Here is a 24330-nt window from a genome sequence, read left to right on the forward strand (position 1 = left end):
GCTTGTCGGAATGGAAATTCACAAGTCCGATAAGTGTCTGAAATCGCCGGAGCGGGTGAAGGGAATCGAACCCTCGTATTCAGCTTAGAAGTCTCGAAATACCGTAGTGTTTTCAGCGACCATTCTGACATTTTTGGTGTTTTTGGCCCATTGAGATCATTATAGAACTTCCCGTTGTCAGACGCGTTACTATGTTCAGCTTCGCAATCGGTTGCCGAAAATTCGGATCACAGCTGACTTCGGTACGAGCGCGTTCGATTGCGAAGTGGATGCTGCCGTGAAGGGGCAGATCGCTCTCTACGGCAATCCCGGCGACTATATGAACGCGCAAAAGCAGCGCGCTGAGCCCTGCCCTGCTCTACCGCTTTCGGCCCCCAAGCCCGGCACGCTACGCTGGTACTGGCATGGATACCGACAAAGCGACCATTGGCTTGGCGATCTCAGCGTCGGCCAAGAGGGTCTTGCCCCCTCGACGCGGCTGCAGAGGACCGGACTCATCGAAAGCCTTCTTGCCGAGAACGGCGAAAAGCCTTTCGCGGTTCTGAGCCGAAAGGTGATCAAGGCCGAGATGAAGGCGCGCACGCCGTCGCAGGCAGGCAACCTTTTGTCTGCGCTTCGTAGCATGGTGCGATGGATGACCGACGAGGGCCACCTCAACGAAGACGACGATCCAACGATTGGGCTGCGATCTGGCAAGGCCAGGGCCTCGCGGGAAAGCGGCGGCTTTCTGCCCTGGACCGAGGAGGACATGACGCGTTATCGGGCTAGGTGGCCGCTTGGTACGGAGGCGCGGTTGATGTTCGACATCCTCCACTACACTTTTCTACGGCTGGGTGATGCTCACCGCTTCGGACCACCGCATCTGCGCCAGATCGTCCGCAAGATGGCAGTCCAGATTGCAACCGAGAAGAGCCGGGGCAACACCACCGTCACGGTGCCAGTGCACCCGGAATTTGCTGAGAGCCTGCGCGCGGCACGAGCGGCCAGCATCATCGGCGCTGAGGTCTTCACGGGCAAATGCGTGAGAGGCCGCGTCTTGCCGATGAACAAGAAAGCTTGGGCGATGAAGTTCAAGAAGTACGCCGTTCTAGGCGGCGTCAATGAGCCCAAGAAGAGCTGCCACGGGGTGCGCAAGGCGCGGGCGGAAGTGGCCGCCTATGCCGAATGTACCGAAAGCCAGATGATGGCAATGTTCGGGTGGACGGACCCAAAAATGCCTGCGCACTACATTGCTCAAGCCAACTGCGAGAAGCTGGGAATGAGCGGCATGGACAAGGTTGTCGCCTTCGATCAGGGCCAGTTGCTCGATGATTTTCTGCGAGGGCCTGAAGAAAACAAGACAGGAACAGGCCACGGGAACGGAGTGGTAACATTCCCGGGTCACATCCGGAAAAAACTGTAACGATATCAAGGGAAAATGTGGGTTTGTGGTGCGCTCGGAGGGACTCGAACCCCCACGGTGTTACCCACTGCCACCTCAAGGCAGCGCGTCTACCAATTCCGCCACGAGCGCTAAAAGAAGCCGGAGCCAGAGGAAACAGCGGCACCGGATCAGTGGCGCCCGTGTATCAAATCGATGTCGGGGCGACAAGGCCCGCCCTGCCCTAAAATACCGGATTGTGGATGGTTTTCGTGGCCGCCCCGGGAGGCTACCGCGTGGTCGGCGTCGGCGAGCGCGGCAGCATATGCTTGACCTCGACCGCAATGCGGTTGCGGTCGACCAGCACGACGCCGTTGGCGATCGGCAGGTTGTTGGCCAGCACCTTGACGTCGTCGGCCTCGGTGGCGTCCAGCTCGATGATGGCGCCGCGGGACAGCCGCAGAACCTGGTGGATGGGCATGGAGCAGGTGCCGAGAACGACCATCAGGTCGACTGTCACTTTATCGAGGGTTGACACTGCGAGAGCACCGAAGTCACTGGATTCCGTTACCCGAGACATCACCATGTTGTGGTTAGCCAATGGTTAACAGCCGCGAAACGCTCGACCTTTCCACCTTTGCCGGCCCGCCCGGCAACGCGGTCGCGTGGCGCATTTCCGAGCAGCTGGTCGATTACGCCGAGGCGACCGCGGTCATGGAGGCCCGGGCGGCGGCGATCGCTGCCGGCGACGCCGAGGAGCTGGTCTGGCTGCTGGAGCATCCGCCGGTCTACACGTCCGGCACCTCGGGCAAGCCGGAGGATCTGCGCGACCCGCGCTTTCCGTTCATTGCGACAGGGCGCGGCGGCCAGGTCACCTATCACGGCCCGGGCCAGCGCGTGGCCTATGTCATGCTCGACCTCAAGCGGCGCCGGCCGGATGTGCGCGCCTATGTCGCGGCGCTCGAGGAGACCATCATCCGCACGCTCGACGCGTTCAGCGTCCGCGGCGAGCGGCGCGAGGATCGCGTCGGTGTCTGGGTCAAACGGCCCGACAAGGGCCAGGGCTTCGAGGACAAGATCGCCGCGATCGGCGTGAGGCTGAAGCGCTGGGTGACGTTCCACGGCATCGCCATCAATGTCGAGCCCGACCTGTCGCACTTCCAGGCCATCGTGCCCTGCGGCGTCACCGATCCACGCTACGGCGTCACCAGCCTGGTCGATCTCGGCCTGCCCGTGACCATGGCCGATGTCGACGTGGCGCTCCGGCAGGCGTTCGAGAGCGTCTTTGGCGCCACAGTCGCGGCCCTGCCGGAGACCGCGTGAGCTCAGGCGCCTCCCGGCTGCGGCGGCACGCCGAGCCTGGCGGCGATGTAGCGGCGCTCCTGGGTCAGCCCGCCGAAGCCGTAGGCATCGCCCCTGACCTCGTCGACATGCAGATAGGTCTCGTGATGCAGCGGCCCGATCAGCTCGGCCATGCGCGCGAAGACTGCAGCGAGATAGGCCGCCTTCTCGTCCTTGGTGTTGGTGCCTTCGGTGACGTGGACGTCGATCCAATAGCTGGCGAGCCCCTGCTCCGCCAGCGAGGCGCCGCCGGCGAACCAGTCGGCCGGGTCGGCTTCCGAGACGATGACCGCGGTGACCTTGGGATCCTTGCCGAGAATGCGCGCCGTCAACGCGGTGACGGCGTCCGCGATGTCCTTTTTCAGCGTGGGTGAGCGATGCGAGCTGGCATAGACGATGTTGATCAGGGGCATGGTGGGCTCTTTCTCATGAACGGCGGCAAGGCCGCCTGCGAACCAGAACCTAGCGCGTGACCCATCATTTCTGTATGCTATCATGACGGATATCAATGATAAGCATTTGAAATGACTCCGACGCTCGACATCGCGGCGGTCCGCGCCTTCCTGCTGGTCTCCGACCTGCAAAGCTTCACGCGCTCGGCCGAGGCGCTGGGCACGACCCAGGCCGCCGTCAGCCTGAAGCTGCAGCGGTTGGAGGCTGCGCTCGGAAAGCGGCTGCTGGAGCGCTCCCCGCGCGCCGTGCGGCTCACGGCCGATGGCGCGGCCTTCGTCGACAACGCCCGCGCCCTCGTCGCGGCCCATGATCTCGCGCTGGCCGGGACGCCCCGCATCCGGCCGCGGCTCGCGCTCGGCATCAGCGATCATGCCGCGGGCCCGGAGCTGGTCCCCATGCTGCAGCAGTATCACGCCATCACCACGGAGCTCGCTTTGTCGGTCGGCATCGGCTTCTCGCGCGACCTGCTCGACCTGTACGACGCGGGCGAACTCGATGCGATCATCATCCGCCAGGAGGCCTCGCGTCGCGGCGGCGAGAGCCTCGCCGATGACGAGTTCGGCTGGTTCGCGAGCCCTCGATTTCGTGCGCCCGCCGGCGGCCCGCTGCCGCTCGCCACGCTGGCCGCACCGTGCGGCGTACGTGCCCTTGCGGTACGCGCGCTGGACAAGGCGAAATTGTCCTTTGTCGAGACCTTCGTCGGCGGCGGTGTCGGCGCAGTCGTGGCGGCCGCACAGGCCGGGCTTGCAGTCGCACCGCTGGCGCGCCGAATCGCTCCGGCAGGTCTGGTCGATAGCGGCCCAGCCCTTGGCTTGCCGAAGCTCGGCCGGTCGAAGGTCATCCTTCATGCCAAGGTCAGCGACGCTGCCAAACGCGCGGCGTTGCGCACACTGGCGGCGGCGTTCCGAAGCGCTTCGCTGTCGAAGTAATTGACGCGGACCCGACGTCATGTAGCATGGGCTAACATTCGAAGCTCAGGAGAAGCGGCTTGAACCGTCTCTTGACCGCAACTGACCTCGTCAGCGCTTCACCAAAGCCGAGCCCGGCGACCACGGGCACATCCGGCGTTGCTTCGAGCGGCGTTGCTTCGAGTGGCCTCGAACCTCTGCATCGCCACGCCTTGATTCGAACCTCCAGCGCCGAGGTGCTGCGCGACCTCGCGAACCGGAAGCTCGGCGCCGACCGCATCGACTTTCGCCACGCCGAACGTTTCGAGGCGGTGGTCAACCTGATCGAGCTCCAGACCATCGGCCTCGCCTTCGGCACCACCACCTGCGACCTGGTTTCCGACCACCGGCCCGCCGATTTCATCCGCCTGCAGATCGCTACGAGGGGACGCGCCGTCAGTTGCGCCCGCGGCGAGGCCACCGATGTCAGCGAGCAGCAGTTCGCGGTCGCGCCGGCGGGCGTGCCGTGGCAGATGGCCTGCCAAGGCGGCCACCGGCGGCTCACGTTGCGGCTCGATCCGAAGGTGTTGCAACAGCGGCTCGCAGCGTTGATCGGCGTGCAGCCGCGCGCCGACTATGCGATCGACGCCGCCATCCCCTCCGCCGATCCGCAGGCCCGCAGCCTGCTCCGCCTGCTCGAATTCCTGACCACCCAGCTCAGCGAGCAGGATGCCGCCTTTCCGGTTGCCGTCTACCGCGAGTTGGAAGAGGCGGTGCACGTCGCCTTTCTCTGCGCCAGCCGCCACCGTTTCCGCGATATGCTGATCGATCCGGCGCCGATGCCCGACTTCGGACTGGTCAAGCGGCTCGAAGACTACATCGAGGCCAATTGGCACGAGCCGATCACGATCGAGCGCCTGGCGCGCGAGGCCGGCGTCAGCGCCCGCTCGATCTTCCGCGTGTTCGAGCGCGTGCGCGGCTACTCACCTATGGCCTTCGCCAAGGCGGTGCGCCTGCGCCGCGCGCATGAGATGCTGCGCTCGGGCGATCCCGCGGTGACCGTGGCCGGCGCCGCCGCGGCCTGCAACTTCACCAATGCCGGTCACTTCGCCCGCTACTACCGCGCCACGTTCGGCGAGCTGCCGTCGGCGACGGCCGCTCGCTCCGCTCGGTCGTGAGCAGCTCACAGGATCGCCTCCAGCGCGCTGCGCAGACTCTGGTGGCGGAACACGAAGCCGGTCGACAGCGCCTTGTTCGGCACGACGCGCTGGCCGCCGAGCAGCAACTCCTCGGCGAAGTCGCCGCCGAGACGGCGCAGCAGGCCGGCGGGAACGCGTAGCCGCGCGGGACGCCGCAGGCAGCGCGCGAGTTCGGCGGTGAAGGCGATGTTCCGCACGGGCAGCGGTGCCGTGGCGTTGACGGGCCCGCTGATTGCCTCGGTCGCAATGACATGCGCGATCAGACGGACCAGATCGTCGCGCTCGATCCACGACATCCATTGCGCGCCGGAGCCGAACGGACCGCCCAGGCCGAACTCGAACGGCGTCAGCATGCGGGACAGGAAGCCGCCGTCGCGACCGACGACGAGCCCGATGCGCAGCAGCGTCACGCGCACGCCATGTGGTTCCGCTCCGCGCGCGGCCTCCTCCCAAGCGTCGCAGAGGTCATGGCTGAAACAGGCATGCGACTTGGCCGATTCCGTCAGCGGCTGGTCCTGCCACAGGCCATACCAGCCGATCGCCGAGCCATTCACCAGCACCTTCGGCTTGCGCTCGAGCCGCGCGATCAGGGCGACGACGGCCTCGGTCGTGGCGAGCCGCGACTGCAGGATCGCCGCGCGCTTGGCCGCGGTCCACGGCGCGTTGCCGATCGGCTCGCCGGCGAGATTGACGATCGCATCGATGCGGGTATCCGAAGCGACCTGATCGAGGTTGGTGAGCAAGGTCAGCGGCGGCGGCAGGTGAGCTGCCTTGGCCGGGTCGCGCACCAGCGCGATCACGTGATGGCCGGACGAGGCAAGGCTCGCAACGAGACGCGCGCCGATGAAACCGGTGGCGCCTGTGATGAGGATCGTCTGTGCCGCCGGGAGCGCCGCGACCAGTCCGCTCGCGTCAGGCTGGGACATTCGCCCGAGCCGCGCGGCGGCCGCGAAGTCACGCAGGCCGCACAGGCCGGCGCCGATGGCGGCCGCGGCGGCGATCCAGCTCAGAAGGCCGGCATGGGCAAGCACGACGGCCGAAGGCTGCATCGCCCAGTCGACGAGCAAGGGGACCAGCAGCATCAGGATGGCGCCATAATTGATGGCGAGCAATGTGTGATTGATGCGCTCGCTCGGCGGCAGCTTGCGCGTCAGATCCTCCTCCACAAAATCCGTCAGGGTGATCGCGATCTCGGCGACGAGCACCGTGAGCACGAGAATTGCGAACAGTCCATGCGGCTCGCACCAGCCGAGAACGGCAAACAGCAGCGCATAGAGCAGATTGCGGATGCCGTGCAGCTTCAGCTCATTCCGCTGCGACGGGCGCCACGCGAGGCGCTCGGTGAACTCGTGATGATAGAAGGTGTCGAACACCCCCATCACGATCTGGACGGCGATCAAAGACCAGAGCAGCGGCGTCATGGCGAGGACTCCCGGAACACGGCGCTCTGGCGGATGATCCGGCCGAAGCGCGGATGGACGATCTCGAGCGCGAAGCGGAAGGCGCCGGCGCCGAGATCGGAATGGGTGACGGTGAGATGTCCAGGCGTGAGCCAGGACGGCAGCGTCCAGCGCCGGCCCGCGAGTGCGATCGTATAGCCGGCACTCTGAAAGGCGAGCGCACCATCGGTCACGCAGACGCGCAGGCTCATGCTCAGGCCCCAGCCGAGATACTCCTCGAGCCCGGTCGGACCGGCGAAGCGCTTCGCGGAATGAATGACCTGAGGAAACCCGTGCGGACGGCCGCAGACGCGGGTCCAGATCTGGCCGCCGCTCGCGGCATCCTCCGTGACCGTGACGATCAGCGGCACGCCGGCGTTGGCGCTGGTCGGCAGCGGCCCGCCGATCAGCCGCGCGGCTTGCGCGAACCAGAAGCCGGCGCGGCTCATCTCGGCCTGATCGACTTCGCCGACATAGACGACCGTCGCCCCGTCGGTGAGCCGCTTGGAGAAGCGCCGCCAGATCGAGACCGGCAGCCGTCCCCAATCCTCCGGCGACAGCAGCGCGCGAAACCTGTGATCGTCGTGAAGCCTGGCATTGGCGGGCGCTGCGGATCCAAGATGTCGTAGACTCACCATGACGCCCTCCACTTCACCTAATCGCTGCCGGACCTGGATCGTCCCAATGGCAGCAGGTTTGCAATCTTCTCGCCGAGCTTGATCAGCGCGACCAGACGCGGCCGCGGCACCTTCAGCATCTGCACGTACCAGCGGTCGACCAACTCGGTGAATGCGAGCATGTCCTTCAGGCGCTTGCTCGCCACAGTGCTGATGCCGGGATCGGCCGTCGCCTCCGCGACGCAGGCGCGCAACGCCGCGATGGCGGGATCGATCTCGCGCTGCTTGCGGCCCGCGGCGATGCGCTGCGCCACCTCCCAGATGTCGGTCTCCGCCTCGAAATGATCGCGGCGATCGCCGAGGATCGGCACCCTCCGGATCAGGTCCCAGGCGAGCAGCTCCTTCAGCGAGTTCGAGACGTTGGAGCGGGCCATGCCGAGCGTGTCGGCGATGTCCTCCGCGGTCATCGGTCTCTCCGCGAGATACAACAGACCGTGGATCTGGCTCACCGAGCGGTTCACGCCCCACTGGTCGCCCATGTCGCCCCAGTTGAGGATGAAGCGCTCGACCGCGGGAGGAAGTTTCTTTTTGCCGGTTGTTTCTGTCATGACAGAAATATCTGACTGACGAGATCGATTGTCAAGAGCGGCCTCGAGATGAACCGGGGTGGCGGCTGGCGAGACGGACATCCAGGTGCACATCCCGCTTCCGGCAACGACCACCCCTGCCCCGTTGGAACAGGAGCAAGCCATGACGGCATCCGATAAGGCCTTCACCGGATCGATCCCGCAGATCTACGATCAGCTGCTGGTTCCGATGATCTTCGCGCCCTACGCGCAGGATCTTGCGGACCGTGTCGCGAGGTTCACGCCTCAGCACGTACTGGAAACGGCGGCGGGAACCGGCGCGGGGACCCGCGCCTTCCATGCGAAATTGCCGCCGCAGGTGCGGATCACCGCGACCGACCTCAACGAGCCGATGCTGATGCAGGCGAAGACCCATCTCGCCGGCGCTGACCGCATCAGCTTTCAGCAGTCCGATGCGCTAGCCCTGCCCTTTGCCGATGCGAGCTTCGATGTCGTCGCGTGCCAGTTCGGCGTGATGTTCTTCCCGGATCGCGTCAAGGGCTATGCCGAGGCGCGCCGCCTGCTGAGACCAGGTGGACGCTTCGTCTTCAATGTCTGGGACCGGATCGAGGACAATGAGTTCGCCCATGTCGTGCACGAGACGCTGCAGCAGGTCTTCCCAGACAACCCGCCGCAGTTCTTCACCCGTACGCCACACGGCTATTTCGATCCGGTGAAGATCAGGGCCGACCTGAGCGAAGCTGGTTTCTCCGACATCATCATCGAGACTCTGCCTCACCGCAGCCGCGCCGCCTCTGCGCAAGAGCCGGCCATCGCCTTCTGCCAGGGCACGCCGATGCGCGGCGAGATCGAAGCGCGGGGCACGCCCGACCTTGCGACCGTGACGCAAGCGGCGGCGAACGCGCTCCAGCGACGCTTCGGAGATGGACCGGTCGTGGGGCAGATCCGGGCGCTGGTGATTTCAGCGCGGTGAGCGCCGCAACTACGCTGTCGGCAGAACCGAGAACTCTTCCCCGGGCCGGCGCAGCGCGAGCTGATCGACGGTGCCCGGCATGTCCGTCACCGCGTCGACGCGGGCAGCCGGGGGGCCTTTCCGGCAGGCTGCGACCATGACGGCGACGTCATCGGCCGGGCCTGCGAACACCGCCTCGACGCTGCGATCGACGCGGTTGCGAACCCAGCCTTCGAGGCCGTTCAGGATCGCCTGGTCCTCGACCCAGGCGCGATAGCCGACGCCCTGGACGCGGCCGCGCACCGCGACGTGGACAATGGCGTGATCACTCATGATCCGAGCCCCAGAAAATCACGCAGGCGCTTCTTCACGTCGGCCTCGCGCATGACGCGCGCCGTCAGCTCGGCCGACGGCAGCCCCTTCAGCTGTTTTGGTGACGTGCCGTCGCGCAATGCCTTCAGCGTATCATACACTGCCTGCATCGCAGCTGCGATCGGTGCATGGCCCTGCAGCGCGATCCGAACACGACGCGAGGACAGATAGCCGAGGTCCGACATCTCCTCCGGCGCGCCGCCAAGCACGATCGGCAACGTCGTCGCCGCGGCAATCGCATCGAGCTGGCCGCGCGCGGTGATGCCGGTGAAGAACAAGCCATCGACACCGCAGGCCTCATAGGCCCTGGCGCGTGCCATCGCGTCGTCGAGCGACGAGATCGCGGTGGCCCCCGTGCGCCCCAGAATGACCAGGGAGGGATCGCCACGGCCATCGAGCGCGGCCCTGACCTTGCCGACGCCTTCATCCAGCGAGATCAGCTGCGGCTTGGCCGCGCCATAGGCCTGCGGCAGCAGCGTGTCCTCGATGGTGAGACCGGCGGCCCCGGCGGCCTCCAGCTCCTGCACCGTGCGGCGGACGTTCATCGCATTGCCGTAGCCGTGATCGGCATCGACCAGCACCGGCAGCGCTGCCGCGCGCGACATCCGCCGCATCTGCTCGGCGAGCTCGGTGAGTGTGATCAGCGCAATGTCGGGATCGCCGAGCACGGCAAGCGCGGCGGCCGAGCCGCCGAACATGCCCAAGGGAAAGCCGAGGTCCTCGGCAATGCGGATGGAGATCGCGTCATAGACGGAGCCGGGATGAACGCAGCGGTCGCCGGCGAGGATTGCGCGCAAGGCTTCTCGGCGTGAACGGAAGGTCATCCCGGACTCCTCCCTCGTCATTGCGAGGGGCGAAGCGCCGAAGCAATCCAGAATTGCGTGCCGGACCCTGGATTGCTTCGCTGCGCTCGCAATGACGGCGGTTAGATTTACGCGAACTCCAGGATCAGCGCATCGACGGCCAGCGTCGCTCCCGCCGATGCATGGACCTTCTTCACCGTTCCATCCTGCTCGGCGCGCAGCACGTTCTGCATCTTCATGGCTTCGATCACGGCGAGCGTCTCGCCGGCCTTGACCTCCTGCCCTTCAGTGACGGCGATCGAGACCACGAGGCCCGGCATCGGACACAGCAGCTTCTTGCCGCTGTCGCCGGCAGTGACGACCGGCATCAGCCGCGCCGCCGCGGCTTCCGCTTCCGTGTAGACGTAGACCGGCGCTTCGACGCCCTGATGCGCAAGCCGCACGCCGTTCGGGATCGGGCGCGTCTGCACCGCGATGTCAGCGCCGTCGATCGTGCCGTGCCACACCGCGTCGCCCGGCTTCCACTCCGAGACCAGCGCATGCGCCGGACCCACCTTGCCGTCGGCGCCGACAAAGCGGACGGTAATCGCGCCATTGTCCCTGGTGATGTCGAGCAGGATCTCGTCGCGGCCGAGCCAGACCGCGCGGCGACCCTGGCGCTTCACCGGACGGCCGATCATCTGCTGCGAAATCTGGCGCTTGCGCTCGCCGAGCACGTGATCGATCGCAGCCCCCACCGCCGCGAGCCGGCGCGCGATCTCGCCTTCGGGTGCACGCGCGGCAAAGCCCTTGGGAAATTCCTCGGCGATGAAGCCGGTCGACAGCCGGCCCTCGCGCCAGCGTGGATGGTTCATCAGCGCCGACAGGAACGGGATGTTGTGGCGGATGCCGTCGACATAGAACGCATCGAGCGCGGTCGACTGCGCTTCGATGGCTGCGGCGCGCGACGGCGCGTGCGTAACCAGCTTGGCGATCATCGGATCATAATAGATCGAGATCTCGCCACCCTCCTGCACGCCGGTATCGTTGCGCACGGTGATGCCATGAGCCTTGCTCTCAGCCGGCGGGCGATACTTCGTGAGACGACCGATCGAGGGCAGGAAGTTGCGGAACGGATCCTCGGCATAGACGCGCGACTCGACCGCCCAGCCGGTGAGCGCAACGTCCTTCTGCTGGAGCGCAAGCTTCTCCCCGGCCGCGACGCGGATCATCTGCTCGACGAGGTCGATGCCGGTGACGAGCTCGGTGACCGGATGCTCGACCTGCAAACGGGTGTTCATCTCCAGGAAGTAGAAGCTCTTGTCCTGGCCGGCGACGAACTCCACGGTGCCGGCGGAGTCGTAGTTCACGGCCTTGGCGAGCGCGACCGCCTGCTCGCCCATCTTGCGCCGCGTCTCCTCGTCGAGCAGCGGCGACGGCGCCTCCTCGATGACCTTCTGGTTGCGGCGCTGGATCGAGCATTCGCGCTCGCCGAGATAGATCACGTTGCCATGCTTGTCGCCGAGCACCTGAATCTCGATGTGGCGCGGATCGACGATGAACTTCTCGACGAAGACCCGATCGTCGCCGAACGAGGCCTTGGCCTCGGCCTTCGCCAGGTTGAAGCCTTCGGCGACCTCGGCGGTCGAATGCGCGATGCGCATGCCCTTGCCGCCGCCGCCGGCGGAGGCCTTGATCATCACGGGGTAGCCGATCTCGTCGGCGATGCGCACGGCGTGCTTGTCGTCCTCGATCACGCCGAGGAAGCCGGGCACGGTCGAGACCTTGGCCTTGGCGGCGGCCTTCTTCGATTCGATCTTGTCGCCCATCGCGGCGATCGCACCGGGGTTGGGCCCGATGAAGACGATGCCATTCTCCTGGAGCGCGCGCGGGAATGCCTCGCGCTCGGACAGGAAGCCATAGCCGGGATGCACCGCTTCCGCACCCGTCTTCTTGCAGGCCTCGACGATGCGGTCGATCAGCAGATAGCTCTCGGCGGCGGCGGGGGGCCCGATCAGCACGGCATCGTCGGCCATCTCGACATGCAGCGCATCGCGATCGGCTTCCGAATAGACCGCAACAGTCCTGATTCCCATGCGGCGGGCGGTCTTGATGACCCGGCAGGCGATCTCGCCGCGGTTCGCGATCAGAATGGTCTTGAACATGTTTTTTCTTGATACCTTTGGGCGGGCTCCCCGCTCACGGCACAGGCGCGACCACCGCGAGCTTAAGCGGTTCGTCTATAGCAAAATCGCCCGCGTGCAACCCGACTCTCGGCGCGATCCCCGCGCATTGAGCAGGCATGCCAGAGACCAGCCGTCCCGTCAGCCGGAATAGCTGTTGAAACGTCCCCGCGTGTAGGCGTGCGACACTGCCTTCATCAGCTCGGTGACCTCGGTCTCGAGAAAATCGTTCGCAACAATCAGCGCGCGAATGGTGGCCCGAAGGTCACCACCGCAGGCTGCGATGGCTTGGTCGACGGCGGCGTCCAGCGCCGCATCCTCGGACGGTCCGGTTTCGGCGTGCAATTCAGATGGCATGGCGTGATGGCGATCCCCGCTCCGGTCACGTCATCATGTTCACTTTATGTTCTACGGAGTCAAGGCGGATCACGCCGCCCCGACCGCCTGCTTCGGCGCAACCTGCGGCTTTTCGGCGGGCGCCGCGGAGGCCTTTGGTCCGCTTTGACGCACTAGCGCATGGATGAAGCCGAGCTTCTCGATCACCGGCGGCGTCAGGATGAACGGATAGAGGTCACGCGCCCCCATCGCCCGGGCGACGCTGTTCATGGCGAAGGTGAACGGCAGCCAGGCGTTGACGATGGTGTCGACATCCTCCACGACATAGGGATCGAAGGTGACGCGCGCGGTGAGCCCGCCGATCTGGTCGGCCGGCGGATCGATCTCGATGCCGAACTCAGAGGCCATCTCCAGCGTGTCGACGATGTGCAGATAGTGCGCCCAGGTCTCGGCAAAATCCTCCCAGGGGTGGGTGGTCGCATAGGCCGAGACGTAATTGTCCTGCCAGTTCGCCGGCGCCCCCGCGTCGTAGTGGCGCTTCAGGGCCTCGCCATAATCCTGGCTGTCATCGCCGAAAACAGCGCGGCAAGCCTCGAGCTTGCCGGCATCGCGCACCAGCACGTCCCAGAAGTAATGCCCGACCTCGTGGCGGAAATGCCCGAGCAGTGTCCGATACGGCTCGTCCATTTCGAGCCGGCGCCGCTCGCGCTCGATGTCGTCGGCTTCGGCGAGCGCAATCGTGATGAGGCCGTTATCGTGCCCGGTCATCACCTTCTGCTGGCCTGCCGGGTCGTCGGCGAGGAAGTTGAAGATGAGGCCGTGCTGCGGGTCCTCGATCCGCGTCCTCAACGGCAGCTTCCAGCGGATCAGCGAATAGAACAGCCGGTGCTTGGCCACCTCCAATTCGCGCCAGCCGGCGAGCTGCGCTGGGTCGGAGAGATTGGGAATGGTGCCATTGTGCCGGCAGGCGCGACAGAAGCCTGAGGTCTCGCTGGCTTCGAGCAGCCAGTTGCAGGCATCGTGCTCGGCATTGGCGCAAAAGAATCGCCCTTCCCGGCCGTCGGCCAAGGTCCGAAAGCCCTGCTCGGCCGGCTCGATCGCCGACAGCGTCTGCCGCTCCGGCATGAAGGCGAGCTGATGGCCGCAGCGCCCGCAGCTGCGATTCTCGAAATACAGGATATTCTTGCAGGCCTGACAGACGAAGAGCTTCACGGTATGGACCTACGCGTTGCGGTGTCTAGCGCCTGACGACGCATGACAGTAACAGTCCGTTCCGGGGCTGCGGAACTTTTTATCTGCCTCAACGTTTTCATTGCGCGGGCGTTCGTCCGCCTCAATCGCTGGCCAATTTGTTGTCATTCAACCCAATGTCGCCACGCTTCCGAACACGTCAGGTGAAATGGTCCGGCGACCCCTTGCTTTCCCGGTGCAGGTCAGCATGAGCAGCGCGGATGCGCCACGAGACGAAATCGTCCCCGAAGTCGCTGGCGCGGCCGAGCTGCGGCAGCACATCGAGGAGATCGCCAGGGATCGCGATCAGGCCTACCGGGCGCTGCAGGAGCGCGAAGCGGAGCTCGCGCGCATCCAGCGCATCGCCCGGGTCGGCGGCGTCGAGGTCGATCTGCGCGAAGGCTTTCGCAACCGCCGCTCGCCCGAATATCTGATCATTCACGGCCTGCCCTCCGAGGCCGCCAACGAAACGCACGAAGACTGGGTCAAGCGCGTTCATCCCGACGATCGCGCCAAGGCCGAGCAGGACTTCATTGCCGCGGTCAAGAGCAAGCAGGAGGACTATACCACCGAATACAGGATCATCCGGCCGAGCGATGGCGAGACCCGCTGGATCCGCGTCATCGCGCGCATCGAGCGCGACTGGAACGGCCGCGCCATCCGCCTGGTCGGTGCCCATATCGACGTGACCGATCAGATGCAGGCGCAGGCCAAGCTGCGCGAGAGCGAGCAGCGCTTCCGGCTGATCGCCGACAGCGCGCCGGTGCCGATCTGGGTCACGAAGCTCGACCGCACCCGCTCCTTCGTCAATCGCGCCTATGTCGACTTCCTCGGTGTGTCGCACGAGGAGGCGCTCGCCTTCGACTGGCGCAAGGCGCTCCACCCCGAAGATCTGGCGCGCGTCCTCAGCCAGCAGCAATCCGGCGAATGCTCGCTGAAGCCGTTCTTCCTGGAGGCGCGCTATCGCCGTGCCGATGGCGAGTGGCGCTGGCTGCGCTCGGAATCGCAGCCGCGCTGGGACGCCGATGGCCGGCACATCGGATTCATCGGCGTCGCCCATGACGTGACGGCGGCCAAGCAGGGCGAAATCGAGCTGCGCCGCCTCAACGAGACGCTCGAGGAGCGCATCCGCGAGCGCACCGCGCAGCTCGCCGCCAACGAGGCGCGCATGCGCGCCATCTTCGACACCAGCAATCAGTATCAGGCCATTCTCGACGTCGAAGGCCGCATCACCCATGCCAACCGCATTGCTGTGATGGGCATGCGCGCCGGCGGTGTCGATGTCATCGGCCAGCCGCTCTGGGACGCGCCGTGGTTCACCTACACGAAGGGTGTGAGCGAGATGCTGCGCACCGCGTTTGCGCGCGTGCTCGCCGGCGACAGCTTCCGCACCGAGGTGCGGCTCGAATTTGCCGATATGGATCGGCATTTCGAGCTGTCGATGCGGCCGCTGTTCGATCAGCACGAGGCCATCATGGGCGCGGTCGCCGAGGCTGTCGATATCACGGAGCGCATCCAGGGCGAGGATCTGCTGCGGCAATCGCAGAAGATGGAGGCCGTCGGCCAGCTCACCGGCGGCGTCGCGCACGACTTCAACAATCTGCTCACGATCATCCGCTCGGCGACCGACTTCCTGCGCCGCCGCGATCTCGCCGAAGAACGCCGACGTCGCTACGTCGACGCGATCTCCGAGACGGTCGAGCGCGCCTCCAAGCTGACCGGGCAATTGCTGGCCTTCGCGCGGCGGCAGCCGCTGACGCCGCAGGTGTTCAATGTCGGCGAGCAGGTCGAGAGCGTGGTGCAGCTGATCCGGCCGCTGGTCGGCAGCCGCATCCAGATCGAACCGGTGATCGACGACGTCAAGCTGTTCACGCTCGCCGATATCGCGCAATTCCAGACCGCGCTGATCAATCTCGCGGTGAACGCGCGCGACGCCATGAACGGCGAAGGTCGGCTGACGATCGGCGTGCAGCGGACGGACCAGATTCCGTCGCTGCGTGGACAGAGCGCGCGCCCCGGCGCCTTCATCGCGATCTCGGTCACCGACACCGGCGGCGGCATCGCGCCGCAGAACATCAATGCGATCTTCGAGCCGTTCTTCACCACCAAGGAAGTCGGCAAAGGCACCGGGCTCGGCCTCAGCCAGGCGTTCGGCTTCGCCAAGCAGTCCGAAGGCGACATCGCGGTGGAGAGCCGGCTCGGCCATGGCGCGACCTTCACGATCTACCTGCCGCAGGCCGCCGCGCCGCAATCCGGCGTGGACGCCGGCGTCGCCAAGATCGAGCCCGCCACGATCGGCCGCGGCTATCGCGTGCTGGTGGTCGAGGACAATGACGAGGTCGGCCAGTTCTCGACCGAGTTGCTCGAGGATCTCGGCTACGTCACGCGACGCGTCTCGAACGGCCAGGACGCGCTGGCCATCCTCGCCGACAACGAGTTCGCAGTCGACCTCGTCTTCTCCGACGTCATCATGCCCGGCATCAACGGCCTCGAGCTCGCCGGCATCATCCGCGACCGCTATCCCGGGCTGCCGGTGGTGCTGACATCCGGCTACAGCCACGTCCTGGCCGAGAACGCACATCACGGCTTCGAGCTGATCAAGAAGCCCTATTCGGTGGAATCGCTGTCGCGCATCCTGCGCAAGGCGATGGCCGAGAAGGCGCCGCTGCCGCGGTGAGCGCTTAAAAATATCTCACCCGCAGAGATATTATCTCGATTCCCCGTGAAATATAGCTATACTAGGTCGGTGAAAACGATCGTCCTGACCCATGCGGCCGCCAAGGACCTCGATGCCCTCCCGCAGGGTGCGCGAGAGCAGGTCGCCGAGGGCCTTAACGCCTACGCCATGACCGGTCAGGGCGATGTCAAGAAGCTGTCCGGTCGCGATGGCTATCGCCTCCGGATCGGCGCATACCGCGTCATCTTCGGTGAGGACGCCACGACCATTCTCGCGATCTACATCGGCCGCCGTTCGACGACGACCTATGGGAGGAACTGAGATGATTCCGATCCGCCCTCAAACCATCCGCTCACCGTCCGGCGAGGAGTTGATTGTCCTGACCCGCGCCGAGTTCGACGCGCTGATCGCGGCTGCTGCCGATCAACTCGAGGACGCCCAAGACGTCGCGATCTTTGATGAACGCATGGCCGCCCTTCGCGATGGCGACGATGCACGGCTCCCCGCCGAAGTCACGGCCGCCATGCTGTCTGGCGACAGTCTGCTCCGCAGTCTGCGGCGTTGGAAAGGTCTCACGCAAGCTGAGCTGGCGGAACGGACCCATCTTGCGCAGGGCTATATCAGCGATCTCGAAACCCGCCGCAAGGTCGGGACTCACGAGACGCTGAAGGCGATTGCGGCGGCGCTCGATGTCGACGCCTCCTGGCTTACCGGTGACGATCGTCGGGAAATCTGACAGCCGTTACGACGCGCAGTGACGGGAACCAATGTCACTGCCCAGGCGTTTTGTTCCGCAGATGAGATGTAGCGATCGGCGTCAGGCGCATCGCGCTGCATTTTTACGCATCCCTCGTCAGTGCGGACCCTTTGATGCGCTCCCTACGCTCGCGGCTGTCGGCGCTCTGGCTCATGCTGGCGGTCTCCGGCGCGGCGACCGCCTATCTCCTGGTCGAGTCGTTTCAGCAATCGTCCGAGGCTCGCGTGACGCGCGCGCAGGATCTCGTGGTGCGCGGCTGCCGCGACATCGCCGATCGCTATCAGTTCTTCGTCTCGGGCTGGGGCGGCGCGCCGATCGATGACCGCATCAAGCATGATCTCATCCCCGTGGTGCAGTCCGCCTTGGCCGCCTCACCCGGCGTCGAGGGCGGCATCTGGCAGGCGGATCACGGCTCGCTCGCTTATGCCTATCCCACTTATGAAGGCACCGGACCCAAGACTGATCTTCCCGCGGCGGAGCTGAGCGTCATCCAGCAGGTCAATGGCGACGCCCAGCGCAACAGCCGTCCCGCGACCACGGAAAATGCCGGACGCTCGCAGACCCTGATCGTCCACGCCTGCCCGTTGCGCGGCCCGCTGGTAAACGTCACCGCGTGGACGATGACGCGGGCCGCCGCCACCGAAGGTCCAGCCTACGCGCATCTGCTGACGGGTCTCTCGGTGCTGGCACTCACTCTGCTCGGCTCGGCCATTTGGCTCGCCTTCATCCTGGCCTCGTGGTCGCGCCGCATCGCCATCATCGAGACCGCGCTCGGCACGTCGTCTGCAACCGCAGACCTGCCGCAGCTGCCACGGACCGGCGCGCGCGAGCTCGACCGCCTGGTCGACGCCGTCAACGATGCCGGCCACCGGCTCGCGGCGGAGCGCGACCGCGCGACCGCTGCGGAGCGGCTCGCCGCCGTCGGCCGTCTCTCGGCAAACCTCGCGCACGAGATCCGCAACCCGATCGCCGCGATGCGCCTGAAGGCGGAGAATGCGCTCGCCTCCCCCGATCCCGCACGCAAGGCGCGCGCGCTCGAGGCCATTCTGGAGCAGGTCGCGCGGCTCGACGCGCTGCTGCGCGATCTGCTGGCCATGACCCAGGCGAGCCGGCCAAGCGCGCGCGCCGTCGATCTCGCGGGCTTCCTGCAGGCGACTATCGAGACGCATCGCGAACTGGCCGCGCGTCGTGGCATGCAACTGCGCGTACTCGCCCCCTCCTCGACTGAAGCCGCCTGCTTCGATCCTGCTCAGATACAGAGGGCGCTCGACAATTTGATCCTCAACGCGATCCAGAATACGCCCGAGGGCGGCGAGATCGTTGTGGCCGCCGAGATCGATGACGGGCGCCTGCTGTTCCGCGTCACCGATAACGGCCCCGGCATCGACGCCGGCATCAAGGACCGACTGTTCGAACCCTTCGTCAGCACCCGCGCCGACGGCACCGGGCTCGGCCTCGCCATCGTACGCGAGATCGCACGCGCCCACCGCGGCGAGGCCAGATTAGCTCCCATCAGCACCGGCACCAGCTTCGAGATTTCCCTGCCATGGCCACCATCCTGATCGTCGACGACGACCCCGCACTTCGCGACGGGCTCGCCGAGACGCTGACCGACCTCGGTCACGACGCGCTCACGGCGACCTCGGGCCGCGAGGCGATCGGCATGGTGTCGCAAGCGACCGATGCGATCCTGCTCGACCTTCGCATGCCCGGGATCGACGGCATCGAGACGTTGCGCCGAATCCGCGCCGATGGCGATGCGCCGCCGGTCATCGTGCTGACGGCCTATGCGAGTCCGGAAAACACCATCGAGGCGATGCGGCTCGGCGCCTTCGATCATCTGGTCAAGCCGATCGGCCGCGACGCGCTACGCGAGCTGATCGAACGGCTGCCACCGCGCAGCAAGCCGCAGCAGAGCGCTGACGGCGCCGAGGACAGCGGCCTGATCGGCACCAGCGAGGCGATGCGGCGGGTGCAGAAGACCATCGGTCTTGCCGCCGATTCCGAGGCGACGGTGCTGATCCGCGGCGAGACCGGCACCGGCAAGGAGCTGGTCGCGCGTGCGCTGCATGTTCACAGCCGACGCAGCACCAGCCCCTTCATCGCCGTGAACTGCGCGGCCATCCCGCAGGACCTGCTCGAAAGCGAATTGTTCGGTCATGTAAAGGGCTCCTTCACCGGCGCCACGTCGGATCGCTCCGGCGCCTTTCGCGATGCCGGCGCGGGGACACTCTTCCTCGACGAGATCGGCGACATGCCGCTCGCAATGCAGGCCAAGATCCTGCGCGCGCTTCAGGAGCGCATCATCACGCCGGTCGGCGGCAAACCGGTGAAGGTCGCGGCACGCGTCGTCGCTGCGACGCATCGCGATCTCGCGAGGCAGGTGGCGAGCGGCGCCTTCCGCGAGGACCTCTATTATCGGCTGAACGTGATCCCGATCGAGCTCCCGCCGCTGCGCGAGCGTGCGGAGGACATCCTGCCGCTCGTCAACCACTTTCTCGCGCAGGCCTCCGACGGCCGCTCGCGGCCACAACTGAGTGAAGCGGCCGGCGACAAGCTCGTTCATGCGCCCTGGCCCGGCAATGTCCGCGAGCTGCGTAACGCGATCGAGCGCGCCTGCGTGCTGACCCGCGGTGGCTTGATCGGTGCCGAGGACATCGACATCACCACGGCCCCCGTGACTGAGGACATCGATTCGGCAGCCGATCTGCCGACTGCGGTCGCGCGACTGGAGGAGCGCATGATCCGGCGTGCGCTCGCGGACTGCGGCGGCAATCGCACCGAGGCGGCGCGGCGGCTCAACATCAACCGGCAGCTGCTCTACACCAAGATGCAGCGCTACGGGTTGGCTGAGGAAGCGTCAGGAAATCTGACGCGCGCCGTCGGGAAAGATGACGCCTAGTCCCTCGCCTCCCCATGCAACCCATTGATTTCCGGCCATTCTGCAACTGGCATGGCCGTTGCGAAACCATTCGCGTCGCCAACCTCGACAAGGAGTTTCAGGATGACGCGAAAGATGACGCCGATCGTGACCGTGCTCGCGCTGGCCGCCGCAGGCATCGGCACAGCCTACGCCCAGGCCCCGCTCTCCCCACCCGACGCAACATGGGATGCGTCGCAGCTGCCGGAGACGCGCGGCATCGTCAAGCAGTACACGCTGACGCCGCGCGGCGACGTCGACGGGCTGATCCTCAATGACGGCACCGAGGTGAAGCTGCCGCCGCATCTGACCGCGCAAATCGTGTTCACGATCAAGCCGGGTGACGGCGTCTCGGTGCGCGGCCTGCGCGCCCGCGCACTGCCGCTGGTCGATGCCAGCCAGGTCACCAACATCGCGACCGGCAAGAGCGTGGTCGACAACGGTCCGCCTGAGGGCCCGGGCCGGCGCGGCGCCGATCAGACGATCAGCGGACGCATCGCCACGCTGCTGCACGGCAAGCGCGGCGAGGTCAACGGCGCGGTGCTCGACGACGGCACCGAGCTGCGGCTGCCGCCGCCCGAGGCGGAGCGTCTCGCCGACACCTTGCGCGTGGGACAGACGATCTCCGTCCGCGGCGACCTGCTGGAGACCGCACTCGGCAAGCTCGTCGACGTCAGGGCGATCGGCACCTCGCCGGATCAACTGACCGAGATCGAAGGCCCGCGGCCGCCGCGCGGTCCGAAGGGCGGGCCCGATCGGCTTGGCCCTCCGCCGCCGCCCCCGCCGCGCGGCTGAGGCGGTCCCTTTGAGGCCGCACGGATCCGGGCCTCGTCCTGAGGAGCAGGCCGCGGGCGTGCGTCTCGAAGGACGGCCACAGGCGCGATCAATCAGCAGCTGCCGCAAGTGGCAGCTGCCTTCCCTGGATTTCGAACTCACAGATGAAGGAGACAAACATGCATTGGATCGACCCCAACAGCCTGCCGGTCGTGACCGGCGTTCTCGAGCGCTTCGTGCTCAATCCCCACGGCGAGGTCGACGGCTTCGTCATGCGCGCCGGCGACAGCGACGCGCTGGTCCACACGCCGCCGCACATGGAGGCGGAGCTGACGCGTCACATCAAGCCGGGCGAAACGGTCCACGTGCGCGCGGTCAGGCCGCGTGGGGCCGAACTGCTCGCCGCGGTCGCGGTCACCGGCGCGAACGGCAAGGAGGTCGTCGATCACGGACCTGACGACGACCGCGAGCATCCCAAGCACGATCCTCGCAAGATGGACGCCGAGGGAACGGTGCGGCTGTCGCTGTTCGGACCGAAGGGCGAGCTGCGCGGCGCCCTGCTCACTGACGGCACCGTCGTACGGATTGGTCCGAAGGAGGCCGGGGACGTTGCAGAACTGCTCGCGCCCCGGGCCACGCTGGCCGTGCGTGGCGACGGCATCGAGACCCGCTTCGGCCGGGTGATCCATGCCCGGGAGGCCGGCGCGAGCCTGAAGTCCCTGGCGCCGATCAAGCACGCCAAGCCAGGCCCCAAGCATGAGCATGGCCCGAAGCACGGACCCAAACATGGACCCAAACACGAGTCGAAGCACGGCCCGAAGCACAAGCATGGACCCGAGCACGATGACGCCCACGCGTGATTGCGCGTGCTCACGATAGCCAACTGAACCGAGGCCGCCAGCAATGTCCCAGGATGAGATCACCACGCGCCGCGCGGGCCGCGCGCTCGACGCTGCCAATTTCTTCCTGGCCGACGTGCGCGACGGCCTCGGTCCCTATCTCGCGATCTACCTGCTGACCGAGCAGAAATGGGACGAGGCCTCGATCGGCGTGGTGATGTCCCTGGCGACGATCGCCGGCATCGTCGCCCAGACGCCGGCCGGCGCGCTAGTCGATGCGACCAGGGCCAAGCGCATGATCATGATCGCGGCCGCGATCATCGTCACAGCGGCGTCTCTGGCGCTGCCGCTGATGTCGAGCTTCTGGCCGGTCGCGATCTCGCAGAGCATCGCCAATGCGGCCGGGGTGATCTTCGCCCCGGCCATCGCGGCGGTGTCGCTCGGCATCGTCGGCGCCAGGGCATTCACCGCTCGTGTCGGACGCAACGAGACCTTCAACCATGCCGGCAACGCGGTCGGCGCCGTTATCGCCGGCGCTGCCGCCTACGTGTTGGGGCCGTCAGCCGTGTTCTACCTGATGGCAGTCACCTCTGCTGGCAGCCTCATCAGCGTGCTCGCCATTCCCGAGCGCGCCATCGATCACGACGCGGCGCGCGGCCTGTCCCATGAGAAGGAAGGCGCTGCGACCGCTCAAGGCGAGCAACCGTCCGGGCTCGGCATCCTCTTCACCTGCCGCCCGCTCCTCATTTTCGCGGTCTGCGTCGCGCTGTTTCACTTGGCCAACGCGGCTATGCTGCCGCTGGTCGGCCAGAAGCTGGCGTTGCAGGACAAGAATCTCGGCACCAGCCTGATGTCGGCCTGCATCGCCGCGGCGCAGCTCGTGATGGTGCCGATGGCGCTGCTCGTCGGCGCCCGCGCCGACCGCTGGGGCCACAAGCGCTTCTTCCTCGCGGCGCTGCTGATCCTGCCGCTGCGCGCGGTGCTCTACACGCTGTCCGACGACAAGGCCTGGCTGGTTGCCGTGCAACTGCTAGACGGCGTCGGTGCCGGCATCTTCGGCGCGATCATGCCGGTGATCGTCGCCGATTTGATGCGAGGCACAGGCCGCTTCAATGTCGCTCAGGGCGCGGTCATCACCGCGCAGAGCATCGGCGCTGCGCTCTCCACCGCGATGGCCGGCCTCGTCGTCGTCCATGGCGGCTATAGCGCCGCGTTCCTGGTGCTCGGCGCAACGGCGGCCGTCGCCGTGATCGTGTGCTGGCTTCTGCTGCCGGAAACCGGTGGAGCGGAGGCCGCACATCTGGACGCGGCCACCGCGCCCGCTATCCCCGCCGAATGATTTGCTCTAACGATCCCGATCATGTTTGCACACACCACTTGGCTCGCCTACGCCATCATCATCACCGCCACGGCCGGCGTCATCATCCGTCCCTTCCGGCTGCCCGAAGCGATCTGGGCGGTGGCCGGCGCGGTCCTGCTCGTCGCGCTCGGCCTGCTGCCTATGACGGATGCACTCGCCGGCATCCGCAAGGGTGTCGACGTCTATCTGTTCCTGATCGGCATGATGCTGATCGCCGAACTCGCCCGCCGCGAGGGCCTGTTCGACTATCTCGCGGCCTATGCGGTGGAGCATGCGCGCGGGTCGCCGCAGCTCTTGTTCCTGCTGGTCTACGCGGTCGGCACGCTGGTCACCGTGCTGCTCTCGAACGACGCCACCGCGATCGTGCTGACGCCGGCCGTCTATGCCGCGACCCGCGCCGCCGGCGCCTCGCCGCTGCCCTATCTCTACGTCTGCGCCTTCATCGCCAATGCGGCGAGCTTCGTGCTGCCGATCTCCAACCCGGCCAATCTCGTCGTGTTCGGCGAGCGCATGCCGCATCTGACCGAATGGCTGCGCCAGTTCACTTTGCCCTCGATCGCGGCCGTCGCGCTGACCTATGTCGCGCTGTGGCTGACCCAACGCCGCGCCTTGCGCGACGAGCAGTTGCGCACCGATGTCGACAAGCCGCATCTCAGCCGCGAAGGCCGGCTCGCCGCCGTCGGCATCATTGCGATCGCGGCCGTGCTGCTGACCGCTTCCGCGCTCGACGTGCAGCTGGGCCTGCCGACCTTCGTCTGCGGCGTGATCACGGCGGCCGCGATCCTGCTGGTCAGCCGGCAGTCGCCATGGCCGCCCCTCAAGGGCGTGTCCTGGGGTGTGCTGCCGCTGGTCGGCGGCCTGTTCGTGATGGTGGAAGGCTTGAGCCGCCTCGGCGCGATCGGCCAGCTCAGCGCCTGGCTGCATCAGGGCGTCAGCCAATCACCCGCCGGCACGGCCTGGGCCGCTGGCCTGATCACGGCGGTGGCGGACAACATCGCCAACAATCTCCCGGTGGGCCTCGTCGCGGGATCGGTCGCGGCCAGCGATCACCTGCCCCACGAGGTCATCCGGGCGATCCTGATCGGGGTCGATCTCGGCCCGAACATGTCGGTCACCGGCTCGCTCGCCACGATCCTCTGGCTCACGGCCCTGCGGCGCGAGAAGATCGAGGTGTCCGCTTGGCAGTTTCTCAAGATCGGGCTCATCGTGACGCCGCCAGCGCTGGTGGCAGCGCTGGCGGCGGCATTGTGGTAGAAAGCCGTTGG

Annotated in this window: 24 protein-coding genes and 1 tRNA gene; 14 read left to right on the forward strand and 11 right to left on the reverse strand. The window is 66.4% G+C overall.

The window, feature by feature from the left end:
* Nucleotides 1-277: 277 nt before the first annotated feature.
* Complete coding sequence (locus NLR35_RS03310; protein WP_257165112.1) at nt 278-1402, forward strand: hypothetical protein; 1125 nt, start codon at nt 278-280, stop codon at nt 1400-1402.
* A 26-nt stretch (nt 1403-1428) separates the two neighbouring features.
* Here the strand turns inward: NLR35_RS03310 and NLR35_RS03315 are convergent.
* A tRNA-Leu gene (locus NLR35_RS03315) sits at nt 1429-1513 on the reverse strand.
* 136 nt (nt 1514-1649) lie between these two features.
* Nucleotides 1650-1940: a FliM/FliN family flagellar motor switch protein gene (locus NLR35_RS03320; RefSeq protein ID WP_306577207.1), complete on the reverse strand. Its 291-nt coding sequence runs from the start codon at nt 1938-1940 to the stop codon at nt 1650-1652.
* A 20-nt stretch (nt 1941-1960) separates the two neighbouring features.
* Here NLR35_RS03320 and lipB point away from each other — a divergent pair, with 20 nt between their 5' ends.
* Nucleotides 1961-2683: a lipoyl(octanoyl) transferase LipB gene (lipB, locus tag NLR35_RS03325; protein WP_257165114.1), complete on the forward strand. Its 723-nt coding sequence runs from the start codon at nt 1961-1963 to the stop codon at nt 2681-2683.
* Between the two features lie 2 nt (nt 2684-2685).
* On the opposite strand, the gene NLR35_RS03330 is transcribed toward lipB, so the two are convergent.
* Entirely contained in the window at nt 2686-3114 is a 429-nt protein-coding gene (locus NLR35_RS03330) for a 4-oxalocrotonate tautomerase family protein (protein WP_257165115.1), read from the reverse strand.
* A gap of 111 nt (nt 3115-3225) precedes the next feature.
* On the opposite strand from NLR35_RS03330, the gene NLR35_RS03335 reads away from it, so the two are divergent.
* Nucleotides 3226-4083, forward strand: a complete 858-nt coding sequence (locus NLR35_RS03335) for a LysR family transcriptional regulator (RefSeq protein ID WP_257165116.1) — start codon at nt 3226-3228, stop codon at nt 4081-4083.
* A 59-nt stretch (nt 4084-4142) separates the two neighbouring features.
* Nucleotides 4143-5219 carry an AraC family transcriptional regulator gene (locus NLR35_RS03340; protein WP_257165117.1) on the forward strand — a complete coding sequence of 359 codons (1077 nt, stop codon included), beginning with the start codon at nt 4143-4145 and terminating at the stop codon, nt 5217-5219.
* Between the two features lie 5 nt (nt 5220-5224).
* On the opposite strand, the gene NLR35_RS03345 is transcribed toward NLR35_RS03340, so the two are convergent.
* From NLR35_RS03345 to NLR35_RS03355, 3 genes are read right to left on the reverse strand one after another with little or no spacing between them, the layout of a single operon-like run.
* On the reverse strand, nt 5225-6661 hold the full coding sequence (locus NLR35_RS03345; protein WP_257165118.1) for a TIGR01777 family oxidoreductase: 1437 nt from the start codon (nt 6659-6661) through the stop codon (nt 5225-5227).
* Entirely contained in the window at nt 6658-7317 is a 660-nt protein-coding gene (locus NLR35_RS03350) for a DUF4166 domain-containing protein (protein WP_257165119.1), read from the reverse strand. The genes NLR35_RS03345 and NLR35_RS03350 overlap by 4 nt, the downstream gene beginning before the upstream one ends.
* 17 nt (nt 7318-7334) lie before the next feature.
* Nucleotides 7335-7904: a GbsR/MarR family transcriptional regulator gene (locus tag NLR35_RS03355; protein WP_257165120.1), complete on the reverse strand. Its 570-nt coding sequence runs from the start codon at nt 7902-7904 to the stop codon at nt 7335-7337.
* Nucleotides 7905-8046: 142 nt separating this feature from the next.
* On the opposite strand from NLR35_RS03355, the gene NLR35_RS03360 reads away from it, so the two are divergent.
* Nucleotides 8047-8856 carry a class I SAM-dependent methyltransferase gene (locus NLR35_RS03360; protein WP_257165121.1) on the forward strand — a complete coding sequence of 270 codons (810 nt, stop codon included), beginning with the start codon at nt 8047-8049 and terminating at the stop codon, nt 8854-8856.
* Between the two features lie 9 nt (nt 8857-8865).
* Here NLR35_RS03360 and NLR35_RS03365 read toward each other — a convergent pair whose 3' ends face one another.
* The 5 genes from NLR35_RS03365 to NLR35_RS03385 all read right to left on the reverse strand — a co-directional run bounded on the left by NLR35_RS03365 (nt 8866) and on the right by NLR35_RS03385 (nt 13720).
* Nucleotides 8866-9168, reverse strand: coding sequence for an acylphosphatase (locus NLR35_RS03365; protein WP_257165122.1), 303 nt, complete (start codon nt 9166-9168; stop codon nt 8866-8868).
* Nucleotides 9165-10031, reverse strand: a complete 867-nt coding sequence (locus NLR35_RS03370; protein WP_257165123.1) for an oxaloacetate decarboxylase — start codon at nt 10029-10031, stop codon at nt 9165-9167. The genes NLR35_RS03365 and NLR35_RS03370 overlap by 4 nt, the downstream gene beginning before the upstream one ends.
* 107 nt (nt 10032-10138) lie before the next feature.
* Nucleotides 10139-12154, reverse strand: a complete 2016-nt coding sequence (locus tag NLR35_RS03375) for an acetyl/propionyl/methylcrotonyl-CoA carboxylase subunit alpha (RefSeq protein WP_257165124.1) — start codon at nt 12152-12154, stop codon at nt 10139-10141.
* 159 nt (nt 12155-12313) lie between these two features.
* Complete coding sequence (locus NLR35_RS03380; protein WP_257165125.1) at nt 12314-12529, reverse strand: hypothetical protein; 216 nt, start codon at nt 12527-12529, stop codon at nt 12314-12316.
* Between the two features lie 69 nt (nt 12530-12598).
* Nucleotides 12599-13720 (reverse strand): putative zinc-binding peptidase, encoded by a 1122-nt coding sequence (locus NLR35_RS03385; protein ID WP_257165126.1) that lies wholly within the window; start codon nt 13718-13720, stop codon nt 12599-12601.
* A gap of 226 nt (nt 13721-13946) precedes the next feature.
* Between NLR35_RS03385 and NLR35_RS03390 the strand changes: the two genes are divergently transcribed.
* The 9 genes from NLR35_RS03390 to NLR35_RS03430 all read left to right on the forward strand — a co-directional run bounded on the left by NLR35_RS03390 (nt 13947) and on the right by NLR35_RS03430 (nt 24319).
* Nucleotides 13947-16415 carry a PAS domain S-box protein gene (locus tag NLR35_RS03390; protein WP_257165127.1) on the forward strand — a complete coding sequence of 823 codons (2469 nt, stop codon included), beginning with the start codon at nt 13947-13949 and terminating at the stop codon, nt 16413-16415.
* A gap of 69 nt (nt 16416-16484) precedes the next feature.
* Nucleotides 16485-16736 (forward strand): plasmid stabilization protein, encoded by a 252-nt coding sequence (locus NLR35_RS03395; protein ID WP_257165128.1) that lies wholly within the window; start codon nt 16485-16487, stop codon nt 16734-16736.
* Nucleotide 16737: 1 nt separating this feature from the next.
* A complete protein-coding gene (locus NLR35_RS03400; protein ID WP_257165129.1) occupies nt 16738-17151 on the forward strand; it encodes a helix-turn-helix domain-containing protein in 414 nt (137 codons plus the stop codon).
* Between the two features lie 134 nt (nt 17152-17285).
* A complete protein-coding gene (locus NLR35_RS03405) occupies nt 17286-18734 on the forward strand; it encodes a HAMP domain-containing sensor histidine kinase (protein ID WP_257165130.1) in 1449 nt (482 codons plus the stop codon).
* A complete protein-coding gene (locus NLR35_RS03410; protein WP_257165131.1) occupies nt 18719-20074 on the forward strand; it encodes a sigma-54 dependent transcriptional regulator in 1356 nt (451 codons plus the stop codon). The genes NLR35_RS03405 and NLR35_RS03410 overlap by 16 nt, the downstream gene beginning before the upstream one ends.
* A 114-nt stretch (nt 20075-20188) precedes the next feature.
* Complete coding sequence (locus NLR35_RS03415; RefSeq protein ID WP_257165236.1) at nt 20189-20887, forward strand: OB-fold nucleic acid binding domain-containing protein; 699 nt, start codon at nt 20189-20191, stop codon at nt 20885-20887.
* Nucleotides 20888-21045: 158 nt separating this feature from the next.
* A complete protein-coding gene (locus NLR35_RS03420; RefSeq protein WP_257165132.1) occupies nt 21046-21726 on the forward strand; it encodes a hypothetical protein in 681 nt (226 codons plus the stop codon).
* Nucleotides 21727-21769: 43 nt separating this feature from the next.
* Nucleotides 21770-23044, forward strand: coding sequence for an MFS transporter (locus NLR35_RS03425; RefSeq protein ID WP_257165133.1), 1275 nt, complete (start codon nt 21770-21772; stop codon nt 23042-23044).
* Nucleotides 23045-23065: 21 nt separating this feature from the next.
* On the forward strand, nt 23066-24319 hold the full coding sequence (locus NLR35_RS03430) for an arsenic transporter (RefSeq protein ID WP_257165134.1): 1254 nt from the start codon (nt 23066-23068) through the stop codon (nt 24317-24319).
* Nucleotides 24320-24330 lie beyond the last annotated feature (11 nt).

This window comes from Bradyrhizobium sp. SRS-191, assembly GCF_024586915.1.
GTDB lineage: Bacteria > Pseudomonadota > Alphaproteobacteria > Rhizobiales > Xanthobacteraceae > Bradyrhizobium.